Annotated in this window: 11 protein-coding genes; 7 read left to right on the top strand and 4 right to left on the bottom strand. The window is 69.3% G+C overall.

Annotated elements, in window-relative coordinates; translation table 11 throughout:
• Window position 1 precedes the first annotated feature (1 nt).
• Complete coding sequence (locus V6U90_RS03835) at window positions 2-685, top strand: response regulator transcription factor (RefSeq protein ID WP_334431125.1); 684 nt, start codon at window positions 2-4, stop codon at window positions 683-685.
• A gap of 52 nt (window positions 686-737) precedes the next feature.
• Here V6U90_RS03835 and V6U90_RS03840 read toward each other — a convergent pair whose 3' ends face one another.
• A complete protein-coding gene (locus V6U90_RS03840) occupies window positions 738-1,472 on the bottom strand; it encodes a PIG-L deacetylase family protein (protein ID WP_334431126.1) in 735 nt (244 codons plus the stop codon).
• 431 nt (window positions 1,473-1,903) lie between these two features.
• On the opposite strand from V6U90_RS03840, the gene V6U90_RS03845 reads away from it, so the two are divergent.
• The 5 genes from V6U90_RS03845 (at window position 1,904) to V6U90_RS03865 (ending at window position 7,650) form a co-directional block, all read left to right on the top strand.
• On the top strand, window positions 1,904-3,544 hold the full coding sequence (locus tag V6U90_RS03845) for a peptide ABC transporter substrate-binding protein (RefSeq protein WP_334431127.1): 1,641 nt from the start codon (window positions 1,904-1,906) through the stop codon (window positions 3,542-3,544).
• Window positions 3,545-3,689: 145 nt separating this feature from the next.
• On the top strand, window positions 3,690-4,616 hold the full coding sequence (locus V6U90_RS03850; protein WP_334431128.1) for an ABC transporter permease: 927 nt from the start codon (window positions 3,690-3,692) through the stop codon (window positions 4,614-4,616).
• Entirely contained in the window at window positions 4,609-5,592 is a 984-nt protein-coding gene (locus tag V6U90_RS03855; RefSeq protein WP_334431129.1) for an ABC transporter permease, read from the top strand. Before V6U90_RS03850 ends, V6U90_RS03855 begins: the two co-directional genes overlap by 8 nt.
• A 23-nt stretch (window positions 5,593-5,615) precedes the next feature.
• Window positions 5,616-6,644 carry an ABC transporter ATP-binding protein gene (locus V6U90_RS03860; RefSeq protein WP_334431189.1) on the top strand — a complete coding sequence of 343 codons (1,029 nt, stop codon included), beginning with the start codon at window positions 5,616-5,618 and terminating at the stop codon, window positions 6,642-6,644.
• Complete coding sequence (locus V6U90_RS03865) at window positions 6,637-7,650, top strand: ABC transporter ATP-binding protein (protein ID WP_334431130.1); 1,014 nt, start codon at window positions 6,637-6,639, stop codon at window positions 7,648-7,650. Before V6U90_RS03860 ends, V6U90_RS03865 begins: the two co-directional genes overlap by 8 nt.
• 104 nt (window positions 7,651-7,754) lie before the next feature.
• On the opposite strand, the gene V6U90_RS03870 is transcribed toward V6U90_RS03865, so the two are convergent.
• Together V6U90_RS03870 and V6U90_RS03875 are read right to left on the bottom strand one after the other, a co-directional pair.
• On the bottom strand, window positions 7,755-8,108 hold the full coding sequence (locus V6U90_RS03870; RefSeq protein WP_334431131.1) for a chorismate mutase: 354 nt from the start codon (window positions 8,106-8,108) through the stop codon (window positions 7,755-7,757).
• 269 nt (window positions 8,109-8,377) lie between these two features.
• Window positions 8,378-10,225 carry a bifunctional metallophosphatase/5'-nucleotidase gene (locus tag V6U90_RS03875; RefSeq protein ID WP_334431132.1) on the bottom strand — a complete coding sequence of 616 codons (1,848 nt, stop codon included), beginning with the start codon at window positions 10,223-10,225 and terminating at the stop codon, window positions 8,378-8,380.
• 183 nt (window positions 10,226-10,408) lie between these two features.
• Here V6U90_RS03875 and pcrA point away from each other — a divergent pair, with 183 nt between their 5' ends.
• On the top strand, window positions 10,409-12,838 hold the full coding sequence (gene pcrA, locus V6U90_RS03880) for a DNA helicase PcrA (protein ID WP_334431133.1): 2,430 nt from the start codon (window positions 10,409-10,411) through the stop codon (window positions 12,836-12,838).
• Window positions 12,839-12,987: 149 nt separating this feature from the next.
• On the opposite strand, the gene V6U90_RS03885 is transcribed toward pcrA, so the two are convergent.
• The gene (locus V6U90_RS03885) at window positions 12,988-13,785 is read right to left on the bottom strand and encodes a M23 family metallopeptidase (protein ID WP_442933516.1); all 798 of its coding nucleotides are present in this window, start codon (window positions 13,783-13,785) and stop codon (window positions 12,988-12,990) included.
• Window positions 13,786-13,884: the final 99 nt, after the last annotated feature.

Below are 13,884 nucleotides of genomic sequence, written 5' to 3' on the forward strand. Positions count from 1 at the left end.
AATGGCCGATCAGTCGACAGGACCGGTCGAGAGCACCGCCCCGCCCAGCCGGCTGCGGGTGTTCCTGGTCGACGACCACGCGATGTTCCGGGCCGGCGTCCGCGCCGAGCTGGGCGCACACGTCGACGTGGTCGGTGAGGCCAGCACGGTGGCCGAGGCGGTCGTCCGGATCCCCGCCACCATGCCCGACGTGGTGCTGCTCGACGTGCACATGCCGGAGGGCGGTGGGCGGGCGGTGCTCGACGCGCTGCGGCGTACCCACCCCGAGGTGCGGTTCCTGGCGTTGAGCGTCTCCGACGCGGCCGAGGACGTGATCGGCCTGATCCGGGGTGGTGCCCGGGGGTACGTCACCAAGACCATCTCCCCGGACGAGCTGACCGACGCGATCCGTCGGGTGGCCGAGGGGGACGCCGTGTTCAGTCCCCGGCTGGCCGGGTTCGTGCTGGACGCGTTCGCGGCCCGGCCGGACGTGCCGGTTGCCGACCCCGAGCTGGACCAGCTCACCAACCGGGAGCGGGAGGTGCTCCGGCTGCTGGCCCGGGGCTACGCCTACAAGGAGATCGCCCGGGAGCTGTACATCTCCATCAAGACGGTGGAGACGCACGTGTCGAACGTGCTGCGCAAGCTCCAGATGTCCAACCGGTACGAGCTGTCCCGCTGGGCGGCGGACCGCCGGCTGGTCTGAGCACGGACCCGGGTCGGGCGCCCGGTCGCTGCGTGCCGACGACCCGGGCGGGTCAGCCGGTACGCAGCACGGTGTACGCCTCGGCCAGCCGCCCGTCCGGTAGTCCGGTCTCCCGGGCGGTACGGCTCAACTGCTCCCGCACCCAGGCGGGTACGTCGAGGTGCGCGGTCTGCGAGTGGTGCGCACGCATCGCTGCGATCTTGGTGGCCAGCCGGTCGGTCACGTCCACCGCGTGGTCCGGTGCCGGTCCGGCGGAGTACCAGATCTCCCGGACCACCCAGGGTTCGAGTCCCTCGTCGAGCAGTTCCGGGAAGGCGTACCGGTTGCGCGAGTCGGGGTAGACCGCGCAGGTGGTGGCCTCACCCACGGCGAGGTGGTCCGGGTGGCCGGGGCCGACCAGTTGCTCCCAGCGTCGCAGTGGTGAGGTGGTGAGTACCCGGTCGGGGCGGAACCGGCGGATCGCGGCGGTGATGTCCCGACGGAGACCGAGACCCGGGGTCAGTGTCCCGTCGGCGTAACCGGTCAGAAAGTCCACCCGCTCGACTCCCACTGCCGCCGCAGCGGCCCGTTGCTCGGCCTCCCGTAGCCGTGGTATGGCGTCGCGCGGCGTGTCGTCGAAGCCGCCGGCCTCGCCGTAGGTGACGAGGAGGTAGGCGACCTCGATACCCTCGTCCACCCAGGTGGCAATTGTGGCCGCGCAGCCGAAGTCGACATCGTCCGGATGGGCGAACACGGCGAGTGCACGTCGGACGTCGGTCAGCACCGGTGCGGAGGCGGGGAAGCTCACAGCCGCCGAGCCTACGCGTCACCCACCTGAGCAGCTCAGAGGGCGAAACCGCTGGTCAGAATGGTCGTTTCCGGGTAAAAAATGATCTTCGTTCAAGTATCGGCGGCGCAGCAGGCAACTAACGGCTTGATAACGGCACCTTCACGCAATGGGCCGCTCGGTGTCACAGTGGCAAGCACCTCACCGCCGGTGAGGCACTCAGTCGGGCCCGACGACCATGGCATCCTGATCGGCTGTGCGTGGACGTGGGGCCTGCTCAGTGTCGAGCGGGCGTGTGACGGTAGCCCGGCGGATCATCGGTGCATCTGGGGTGTCCCGATACTCTGCGGTAGCTTTCCGGCAGCCAGCGACGAGCAGGCTGTCGGCTGGCGTCACCCCTACGTGCGTGAAACCCACGAACGAACCCAGGTAAGGAAAGAGGAGGCCCCGGAATGAGAGTCTCGAAGCGTGCGAGCGCAGTCGCGCTTGGCGCGGCTGTCGCGCTCGTCGCAGCAGGCTGTGGGAGCGGAGACGGCGGCGACGACAGCGCCGCCAAGACGGACGGCGCCATCGTCATCGATGGCAGCCAGCCCGAGGTTGGTCTCGTTCCGGCCAACACCACCGAGACCGGTGGTGGCGCGATCATCGACTACCTGTGGACGGGTCTGGTCGAGTACCCGAACGAGCAGGGTGCCAACCCGAAGCTCGCCGTTGCCGAGTCCATCGACACCAAGGACTCGAAGGTCTACACCATCAAGATCAAGAAGGGTACCAAGTTCCACGACGGTACCGAGGTGAAGGCCGAGAACTTCGTCAAGGCCTGGAACTGGAGCGCCTACTCGCCGAACGGCGCGCAGAACTCCAGCTTCTTCAGCGACATCCAGGGCTTCGAGGACGTCCAGTCGGTCGACCCGGACGACGACGGCCCGAAGAAGGCTCCGGAGCCGAAGGCCAAGGAGATGTCCGGCCTGAAGGTCGTCGACGAGCACACCTTCGAGGTCACCCTCGGGGCGCCGTTCTCGATCTTCCAGACCAAGCTCGGCTACAGCGCCTTCTACCCGATGCCGGACGCCTTCTTCAGCCAGGGCGTCGACGCCTTCGGCAAGAAGCCGATCGGTAACGGCCCGTGGAAGTTCGTCTCGTGGCAGGACAACGTCGAGATCAAGCTCACCCGCAACGACGACTACACTGCGGGTGACAAGGGCAAGATCAAGGACGTCACGGTCAAGCTGTACCAGGACGCCGGTGCCGCCTACAACGACCTGCAGGCCGGCAACCTCGACTTCCAGCAGCAGGTGCCGACCTCGGCCCTGGCCGCTGCGAAGTACAAGACCGACCTGTCCGACCGCTACATCGACGTGCCGATCTCGTCCACCGCGCTGATCGCGTTCCCGTTCTACGACAAGCGGTTCGCCAGCGCCGACCTGCGTCGGGCGGTCTCGCTGGCCGTCGACCGGCAGAGCATCTCGGACAAGATCTTCTCGGGCTCCCGCAAGCCGGCCGACAGCTGGGCCAACCCGCTGACCCCGGGCGCCAAGCCGGGCAACTGCACCTCCTGTGCGTACAACCCGGAGGAGGCCAAGGCGCTGCTCGCCAAGGCCGGTGGCTTCCAGGGCGAGATGGTCTTCTACTACAACGCGGACGCCAGCCACAAGGAGTGGATGGAGGCCGTCGCGCAGAGCGTGAAGAACACCCTGGGCATCGAGGCTCGCGCCGAGGGCGTTCCGACCTTCGCGGTCTTCCGTCAGCAGATCAACGCGAAGCAGATGAAGGGCCCGTACCGCGCCGCGTGGTCGCAGGACTACCCGGACGTGGAGAACTGGGTCGGCCCGCTGTACGTCACCGGTGGTTCCTCCAACGACGGTTCGTACAGCAACCCGGAGGTGGACCGCCTGTACAAGGAGGCCACCTCGGCGCCGACCGTCGACGCGGCGCACGCCAAGTTCACCGAGGCTGTTGCCCTGGTGGACAAGGACGTCCCGTCGATCCCGATCTACTTCTACGGTCAGCAGTCGGGCTTCTCCGACAAGATCAAGAAGCCGGAGCTCACCGTCAAGGGTGAAATCGACCTGGAGTCGGTCGAGCTGAAGTAAGGCGACTCGACCCGGGGCGGGTCCACCCGACAAAGGTGGGCCCGCCCCGGGCCGGTCACACGCCCGGGACGCGAACCACCGCGTCCCCGTCGCCGTATCGCCACTCGTGTCGGGCGTCCGACGCGTCCTACTTGGAGGACGACCCATGGGCCGTTACTTGTTGAGACGGCTTCTCCAGCTGATCCCCGTGTTCATCGGGACCACCTTCTTCATCTTCGTACTGGTCTGGGCGGTGCCCGGCGACCCGTTCGCCGGCAAGTGCGGCGACCGGCGTTGCCCGGACGCCTACGTCGACTTCATGACCGACAAGTACAAGCTCGACCAGAACATCTTCGTGCAGTACGGCAGCTACATGAAGAACCTGCTGCAGGGGGACTTCGGCCAGACCTTCGGCGGTCGGTCGATCAACGAGATCGTATCCAACGCGTACCCGAACACGCTCAAGCTCGCGCTGGTCGCGCTCGCCGTCGAGGCCCTGATCGGGCTGACCGCCGGTGTGCTCACCGGTCTGAAGCGCAACGGGTTCCTGGACAACCTCGTCCTGGTCTCCACGCTGTTCCTGATCGCGCTGCCGACCTTCGTCACGGGCTTCGTGCTCCAGTGGCTGCTCGGCGTCAAGTGGGGCATCGCCCCGGTGACCGTCTCGGGCGACGTGGCCTTCTCCGAACTGCTGGTCCCCGGGTTCGTACTGGGTAGTACGTCGATGGCCTACATCGCCCGGCTGTCCCGTACCAGCATCGCGGAGAACCGCCGTGCCGACTACGTCCGGACCGCGATCGCGAAGGGCCTGCCGATGCGTCGGGTCGTCGGGGTGCACCTGCTCCGCAACTCGATGATCCCGGTGATCACGTTCCTCGGTACCGACCTGGGCGCGCTCATGGGTGGCTCGGTCGTCACCGAGGGCATCTTCAACATCAATGGCATCGGCCGAGAGGTCTTCCGGGCGATCATCACCAAGGAGGGCGCGACGGTGGTCTCCATCGTGGTGATCCTGGTCCTGGTGTATCTCCTGATGAACCTGCTGATCGACCTGCTCTACGCTGCCCTGGACCCGAGGATCCGTTATGAGTGACCCCACTGTCGGATCGATGGCGACCACCCCTCCCGCCGAGCAGCCTACCGTCGCCGGGGGCACCGCGCCGCCCGATTCCGGCCTGCCCGCCAACGCGAAGCGTGACCAGCCGCGCGGCCTGCTCGGCGACGCCTGGATCGACCTGCGCCGCAAGCCGCTGTTCTGGATCTCCGCCACGATCATCCTGCTCTTCCTGGTGATGGCGGCGTTCCCGTCACTGTTCACCTCGGTGGATCCGACCCAGGGCGATCTGGCCCGGAGCCGGGTCGAGCCGTCCGGTGACGCCTGGTTCGGTTACGACGTGCAGGGCCGGGACGTCTACGCCCGGGTGATCCACGGTGCGCGGGCCTCGATCCTGGTGGCCGTGCTGGCGACCCTCGGTACCGTTCTGATCGGTGGAGCGATCGGTATCCTCGCCGGGTTCTGGGGTAGCTGGGTCGACGCGCTGCTCTCCCGGATCGCGGATGTCTTCTTCGGTCTGCCGTTCGTGCTCGGCGCGATCGTCATCCTGACGACGTTCAACAAGCCGGGTTCGGGCAACAGCTACATGAAGATCGTCTCGCTGGTGTTGTTCTCGCTGATCGTCCTCGGCTGGCCGGTCTCCATGCGGATCATGCGGTCCTCGGTACTCGCCACCAAGCAGGCGGACTACATCATGGCCGCCCGGGCGCTCGGGGCCGGCTCCGGCCGGATCATCCTGAAGCACCTGCTGCCCAACACCCTGGCCCCGCTGCTGGTCTACTCGACGATCCTGGTCGGCTCGTTCATCGGCGCCGAGGCGACGCTGTCCTTCCTCGGCGTCGGCCTCCAGTCGCCGGTGGTCTCCTGGGGCGTCATGATCAGTGAAACGCGTGACTGGGTCCGGGTGTCGCCGTTCCTGCTCTTCTTCCCGGCCACGTTCCTTGTCATCGCGGTGCTCGCTTTCGTGATGCTCGGCGAGGCAGTGCGCGAAGCACTCGACCCGAAACTGCGGTAGGAGTCCCTGTGTCCGACATTCTCGTGTCCGAGCGGTCCGAACCCGGTGCCGACGGCTCAGGACGCCCTTCCGGCCGGCTGCTGGAGGTCGACGACCTCCGGGTGGAGTTCCGCACCCGGGACGGGGTCGCCAAGGTCATCAACGGGGTGACCTATCACGTCGACGCGGGGGAGACCCTCGCCGTGCTCGGCGAGTCCGGCTCCGGTAAGAGCGTCACCGCCCAGACGATCATGGGTATTCTCGACACCCCGCCCGGCTTCGTCACCGGCGGTCAGGTGCGGTTCCACGGCAAGGACATGCTCAAGATGTCCGCCGAGGAGCGGCGCCGGATCCGGGGCGAGGGTATCGCCATGATCTTCCAGGACGCGCTCTCCGCGCTGAACCCGGTCTTCACCGTCGGGTTCCAGGTCGCCGAACAGTTCCGGATCCGGCGCGGCATGAGCCGCGCCGACGCCAAGAAGCGCAGCATCGAGATGCTCGACCTGGTGAAGATCCCGAACGCCAAGGGCCGGTTCAACGCGTACCCGCACCAGTTCTCCGGTGGTATGCGCCAGCGCGCGATGATCGCCATGTCGCTGGCGCTCGACCCCGAGGTGCTGATCGCCGACGAGCCGACCACCGCCTTGGACGTCACGGTGCAGGCCCAGATCATGGACCTGCTCGCGGAGTTGCAGCGGGAACGGCAGATGGGCCTCATCCTCATCACGCACGACCTCGGCGTCGTGGCGGACGTGGCGGACCGGATCGCGGTCATGTACGCCGGCCGGATCGTCGAAGAGGCGGACGTGCACGAGCTGTACGCGAAGCCCGGTCACCCGTACACGCTGGGCCTGCTCAACTCGATCCCCCGGATCGACGAGAAGGGCCAGCAACTGCGGACGATCAAGGGACTTCCGCCGAGCCTGCTGAACATCCCGTCCGGCTGCCCGTTCCACCCGCGCTGCCCCATGGTGCAGCCGGTGTGCCGGGAGAAGGTGCCCCCGCTGCTGCAACTCGGCGGCACCCGGGCCAGCGCCTGCCACTTCGCCGAGGAGGTCGTGAACCGTGACTGAGAACATCCTCGAGGTGCGGGATCTGGTCAAGCACTACCCGGTGACCCGCGGGATCGTCTTCAAGAAGACGATCGGGCAGGTCAAGGCCGTCGACGGGGTGTCGTTCGAGCTGCGGCAGGGCGAAACCCTCGGCGTGGTCGGCGAGTCCGGCTGTGGCAAGTCGACGCTCGCCCGGGTCCTGATGAACCTGGAGAAGCCGACCGCCGGCAGCGTCCTCTACAAGGGCCAGGACATCGCCCGGCTCAATGGCGGCGAGCTGCGTCGGCTGCGCCGGCAGATCCAGCTGGTCATGCAGGACCCGTACACCTCGCTGAACCCGCGGATGACGGTCGGTGACCTGATCGGCGAGCCGTTCGACATCCACCCGGAGGTGGCGCCGAAGGCGAGCCGGCGGGGCAAGGTCCAGGAGCTGCTGGAACTGGTCGGGCTCAACCCGGAGCACATCAACCGGTACCCGCACCAGTTCTCCGGCGGTCAGCGGCAGCGCATCGGCATCGCCCGGGCGCTGGCGCTGCGCCCGGAGATCATCGTCTGCGACGAGCCGGTCTCCGCGCTGGACGTCTCCATCCAGGCCCAGGTGATGAACCTGCTGGAGCAGCTACAGGGCGAGTTCGGACTGTCGTACGTCTTCATCGCGCACGACCTGTCGGTGGTGCGCCACCTCTCCGAGCGGGTCGCGGTGATGTACCTCGGGAAGATCGTGGAGATCGGTACCGAGGACGAGATCTACGAGCGACCGACCCACCCGTACACCCAGGCCTTGCTCTCGGCGGTGCCGGTGCCGGACCCGAAGGTGCGGGAGCAGAAGGCGATCATCCGGCTCACCGGTGACGTACCCTCGCCGGTCGACCCGCCGTCGGGCTGCCGGTTCCGTACCCGCTGCTGGAAGGCGCAGGACGTCTGCGCCGTCGAGCCGCCCGTGCTGGAGGTCCGGCCCGGCTCGGACCACCCGAGCGCGTGCCACTTCGCGGAGAAGCGCGAGATCGTGGTCACCCACGAGGCGTGAGGCGTCGTACCGCTTGCCGGCCTCCCGGGCCGGCAAGCGGTAAGGGCGCCCGGCAATAGGGCGCCCCGCCAGTTCTATTGCCGGGCGCCCTGAGCCCCGCGTGGTCACAACGGGCCGCGACCGGCCCGCAGGATGAGCAGCCCGAGCTGGGTACCGTCCGCGCCCAGCGCCTCCCGGAAGCGTTCGAGGATCTCACGCTCCCGGGACAGCACGAGCCGGGTGCCCCCGGAGGCGAGACGGGTCGCGCCGATCTGCTGCGACAGCCGGGCCCGCTCCTGCCAGAGTTCGATCAGCTGACCGTCGATCTCGTCGATCCGCTCCCGGGTCGCAACGATCCGTGCCGCCGCCTCCGGGGCATCCGTGCCGGCGTTCGCCGGGGCGGCATCACCACCCGGTGCCACGTCCGCGGCGCTCTCGGCCGTCGGCTTTCCGCTGGTCTCTTTCACGTCAGTCATCATCGGGTACTCCTCGTCGGTTCGGAGCCCGGTACCGCTGATGCCCGAAGCGCGAGAAAGCCCCGGGCTCCAGGAGCCCGGGGCTTTCTCGTAGGTCTGATCGATCAGGCGTGACCCACGGCTGCCGGACTCCCGGTGCCGTAGTAAAAGTAGAAGTGCTGCCCGATCACGTGGTCGAGTATGCCCAGCCGGGTCGGCCAGCGCAAGCCACTGCGGTTGGGAAGGGCCCCTTCTTATCGCATTCGGTATAGGAAGGGGCCCTTCCTTACACCTCAGCCGAGCTTGGTGATCCGGTTGGCCGGGCCCGGGCCGACCGGCTCGCCGGCGCCCAGGTAGCTCACCAGCGCGTCGACGTCGAAGCCGGGCGCGGTGGTCCGGCCGGTACCGGCCTTCAGGGTCGTGAAGCCGTCACCACCGTTGGCCAGGAAGTCGTTGGTGGTGACCCGGTAGCTGACGGCCGGGTCGATCGGCGCGCCGTTCAGGGTGATGCCGCTGACCCGGGAGCCGGCCGGCGCGGTGCTGTCGTACGAGTAGGCGAAGCCCGCGGAGACCTGGAGGATCCGCTGGGTGGTCTGCCCGTTGAAGCCGACGAACTGCTGCTCCAGCACGTCCTTGAGCTGGGCACCGGTGAAGGTCTGGGTGACCACCAGGTTGTTGAACGGCTGGACCGTGAAGCTCTCGCCGTAGGTCACCTCACCGGGCGCCTCGCCTCCGGTCGAGGCCGAGTACGACAGGGAGGCCCGGACGCCGCCCGGGTTCATCAGGGCGATCTGCGCCCCGGCGGCCTTGGTGTAGGCGAGCTGCGCGTCGGCGATCACGTCACCGAGCGGACTCTCCCCGTTGGGCCGGGCGTCCCGGACGATGTCCGCGCTGATCCGCCCGACGACCCGGTTGGCGATCGGCGCGACGGCCGTCCGGTACTTGTCGGCCAGCGCCTTCGCGCCCGGGTCCACCAGGTCGGGGTTGCGGACGAAGGCGCCGCCGCTCTGCTGCCAGGTGCCGTCGGCGTTGCGGACGCCGTTCTCCACGATCACGTTGCGGGCGCTGATCTCGGCGAACCGGCCGGTCCGCCGGTCCAACGTGTAGTCGATGTCGGTGATCAGCTGACCGTTGTTCCCGGCGCTGGTGACCACGCTCTGCGCGCCCGAGGAGTTCGGCAGCGAGCAGGAGTAGAAGCGGTGGGTGTGGCCGGAGACGACCAGACCGAACTCCGGCCGCAGCCCGGCCACGATCGGCACGATCGGGCCGGAGAAGTTGGCGCAGTCGGAGATCCCCGGGGTGGTCGGCGGCGCGGACTGCATGCCGCCCTCGTGCACCAGCAGCACCAGGGCCTTGACGCCGAAGAGCTTGAGCAGACCGCCCCACTTGTTGGCGGTCTCCACCTCGTCCCGGAACTCGACCGAGGCGATCCCGGCCGGGTTGACGATGCTCGGGGTGTCCTCCAGGGTCAGGCCGACGAAGCCGACCGGTACCCCGTTGACGAAGCGCAGGTCCACCGGGGGCAGGATCGGCAGGCCGGTCTTCTTGTCGATGGTGTTGGCGGCGAGGTAGGTGAACTTCGCACCGGCGAAGCCGTCGCCGTCCTGGCAGCCGTCGACCGGGTGGCAGCCGCCCTTGTTGAGCCGGATGAGCTCGTCGACGCCCTCGTCGAACTCGTGGTTGCCGACCGAGCTGATCTGGAGTCCGATCTGGTCCATCAGTTCGATGGTCGGCTCGTCGTGGAACGCGGCGCTGACCAACGGGGTGGCCCCGATCAGGTCACCGGCGCCGACGGTGGTGGTGCTCCGCCCCTCGGCGGCCGCCTCGGTGCGCAGCTTCTTCAGCCAGGTGGCCAGGTACTCCACGCCACCGGCGGGGGTGCCGTTGACGGTGGCACCGCTGCCGCCCGGCGGGTCGATCGCGCCGTGGAAGTCGTTGTAGCTCAGGAAGTTGCCCTTGACGGTCCGCCCGAGCGGCGTGCCGTAGGAGACGGCGACTGGCTTCAGGGCCGCCGCTGGGTCGATGGCGGGCGCCGGCTCGGACTGCGAGGTGATCGGCAGTGTGGCGACGACAGCCAACGCGAGGGCGGGCACCGTGAGGTGACGCAGCGCCGCCCAGCCGCGCGAGCGCGGTTGACTCATGATGTGTGCTCCCAGTCATGACGGGGGAGGATCCGGAGGGATTACCTGGCCATCGTCATGGACCGGGGCCGTACGCGCCAGCCCTGGACGGTGACCGGTTGGTTGCCGCCGGAAGTCGGCGGACGTCCGGCACGGTACGCGATGCGCGGCGATGTCCGACCGGCGGCATAGACTCGCCGTGCGATGCATCCTCTCTTCGAACTTCCGCCGTCCCGGCCCACGCCGTCCCCGCAGTCCGATCCGCCGTCCCGGCCCCCTGCCGGGCACCCAGACCCGCAGCAGTTGCTGACCGGGCTCAACGGGCCGCAGCGGGACGCGGTGACCCATGCCGGTTCCCCGCTGCTGATCGTGGCCGGTGCCGGCTCGGGCAAGACCCGGGTGCTCACCAACCGGATCGCGTACCTGCTCGCGGCCCGGGGGGTGCACCCCGGGGAGATCATCGCGATCACCTTCACCAACAAGGCCGCCGGCGAGATGAAGGAACGGGTCACCGCGCTGGTCGGGCCCCGGGCCCGGCTGATGTGGGTGTCGACCTTCCACTCGGCGTGCGTACGCATCCTGCGGGCGGAGCACGAGCACGCCGGCCTGAAGTCCACCTTCTCCATCTACGACGCCGACGACTCCCGTCGACTGATGCAACTGGTGGGCCGGGAGCTGGACCTGGACCCGAAGCGCTACCCGGCGCGCGGACTGGCCGCCCAGGTCTCCAACCTGAAGAACGAGCTGATCGACCCGGAGGAGTTCGCCGGTCGGGCCAAGGGGCCCAACGAACGCGCGCTCGCCGAGGCGTACACGCTCTACCAGCGGCGGCTGCGGGAGGCGCACGCGCTGGACTTCGACGACCTGATCATGACGACGGTGCACCTGTTCCAGTCCCACCCGCACGTCGCGGAGTCCTACCGTCGTCGCTTCCGGCACGTCCTGGTGGACGAGTACCAGGACACCAACCACGCGCAGTACGTCCTGATCAAGGAACTGGTCTCGGGTACCGAGGGGATCGACCCGGCCGAGCTCTGCGTGGTCGGTGACGCCGACCAGTCGATCTACGCGTTCCGCGGCGCGACCATCCGCAACATCCTGGAGTTCGAGCGGGACTTCACCAACGCCCGGACGATCCTGCTGGAGCAGAACTACCGTTCCACGCAGACCATCCTGAACGCGGCGAACGCGGTCATCGACCGGAACACCTCCCGCAAGCCGAAGCGACTGTGGAGCGACGCCGGCCCCGGCGAGCAGATCGTCGGGTACGTCGCCGACACCGAGCACGCCGAGGCCGACTGGGTGGGCCGGGAGATCGACCGGCTGGTCGACGACGCGGCGGCCCGTCCCGGCGACGTGGCGGTCTTCTACCGGACCAACGCCCAGTCCCGGGTCTTCGAGGAGGTCTTCATCCGGGTCGGCCTGCCGTACAAGGTGGTCGGCGGGGTGCGCTTCTACGAGCGCAAGGAGGTCCGGGACGCGCTGGCCTACCTGCGCGCCGTGGTCAACGACGACGACACGGTGAACCTGCGCCGCATCCTGAACACTCCGCGCCGGGGTATCGGTGACCGGGCCGAGGCGTGCGTCGAGGCGCTGGCCGCGCGGGACCGGATCTCCTTCGGTGCGGCGCTGCGCCGGGCGAAGGACGCCCCGGGCATCTCCACCCGGGCCGCCAACGGCATCGGTGACTTCGTCGCGCTGCTGGACGGCCTGCGCGAGCTGGCCGCCACCGGTACGCCGGAGGAGGTACTGGAGGCGGTACTGACCCGCTCCGGCTACCTGGCCGAACTGGAGGAGAGCCTCGACCCGCAGGACGCCGGGCGGGTGGAGAACCTCCAGGAGCTGGTCAGCGTCGCCCGGGAGTACACCGAGCGGATCGAGGCGCAGGGCGGGGAGTCCGAGCGGGCCACCCTGGCCGGCTTCCTGGAGCAGGTCGCACTGGTCGCCGACGCCGACCAGATCCCGGTGGACGACCCCGACCACCAGGGCGTGGTCACCCTGATGACCCTGCACACCGCCAAGGGCCTGGAGTTCCCGGTGGTCTTCCTCACCGGCCTGGAGGACGGCGTCTTCCCGCACCTGCGGTCGCTGGGCGACACCCGGGAGTTGGAGGAGGAACGGCGGCTCGCCTACGTCGGCATCACCCGGGCCCGCCAGCGGCTCTACCTCTCCCGGGCGGTCACCCGGTCGGCCTGGGGGCAGCCCGCGTACAACCCGCCGTCGCGGTTCCTGGAGGAGCTGCCGCCGGAACTGGTCCGCTGGGAGCGGACCGAGGGGTCGTACACCTCCTGGTCCGGCACCGGCGGCGGGGTCGGCGGCCGGGGCGGGGCCGAGGACCGCGTACCGGCGGGGCGCTTCAGTGGCGTCTCCCGGGGCGGTGGCTTCACCGGCGGTACCCCGAAGGCGGCTGCGCTGGCCCGCCAGCTCGGCGTGGACGGCAGCCGGCTACGGACGGCGAGCGAGCTGCCGCAGGCGCCCAAGGTGTCGGCGGGGGACCGGGTCAACCACCAGCGTTACGGATTGGGCCGGGTGCTCGCCGTCGAGGGGCACGGGCCGGGCGCGCGGGCCCAGATCGACTTCGGTGACCAGAAGCTCTGGCTGGTCCTGCGGCACGCGCCGATCGACAAGCTCTGACCCCGGCTCCGGTCGTCACCCGCTGGCCGGGCCGTCACCCGCCGGTCACCCGCCGGCCGGTGACGCCGGTCGGGCCGGGTTGAGCCGGTCGCTGCTCCGCCGGAGCCCGGCCGGCTGACCGACCGGGCTCCGTGGCGGTTCGCGGCGGCTCAGCAGCCCAGATCGACCCCACGTGCCCGCATGAACGCGGCTGGCTCGATCTGGCTCCAGAGCTGCCCCTGGTGCACCTCGAAGTGCAGGTGCGGCCCGGTGGAGTCGCCGGTGGATCCCTCGTAGCCGATCGTCTCGCCAGCGGCCACCCGGTCGCCGACGGCTGCGGCCGTCTCGCTGAGGTGGGCGTAGTGCGTCAGGTAGCCGTTGCCGTGGTCGATGACCACCGAAATGCCGTAGCCGGTGAAGTCCCAGCCGGCGTTGACGACCGTCCCGGCGGCGGCGGCGCGTACCGTGGTGCCGGCCGGAGCGGCCAGGTCGATGCCGGCGTGCAGGACGCCCCACCGCATGCCGTAGCAGGAGGTGACATCGCCGGCCGGCATCGGGTTCACCCAGGCGGCCTTGGGCTTCGGCTTGGGTTTCGGCTTGGCCGGTGTGCTGGTGGCTCGGGTGGCCGGGGTCTTCTTCGTCGTGGCCGGCGGGGCCGGGCTGACCGGTACCGGCGGGGTGGTCGCCGTCGCCGAGGGGCTGGGGACGGGTTCCCGGTCGGCGCGGTCGGCGCGGGCGGTGGCCTCGGCGCGGGACTGTTCGTCGAGGGCCACGGCGGTCGGCTCCGGGGCGTCGTCGTCCGCTCCGGCGGTGACCACCGAGACGCCGGCCACGCCGATACCGATCAGGGCCACGGCACCGAGGACCAGGTACCGGCCCCGCCCGGGGAACCGGCCGGGCCGGTGGTGGCGGACCACGTCGATGCCGTCGGTGGGGTTCTCGTTCGCGGTGTAGCTGTCTTCCTGCAACGGGGGACCTTCGCAATTCGAGGGGCACTGACCTGGGAAATAGTGGTCAGGCCGGCGGAGCGCGAAGGGTACGGGTGCGGGCCGGTGGGGATGGTCCAC

The sequence above is a fragment of the Micromonospora sp. CPCC 206060 genome, from assembly GCF_036906895.1.
Classification (GTDB): Bacteria; Actinomycetota; Actinomycetes; order Mycobacteriales; family Micromonosporaceae; genus Micromonospora.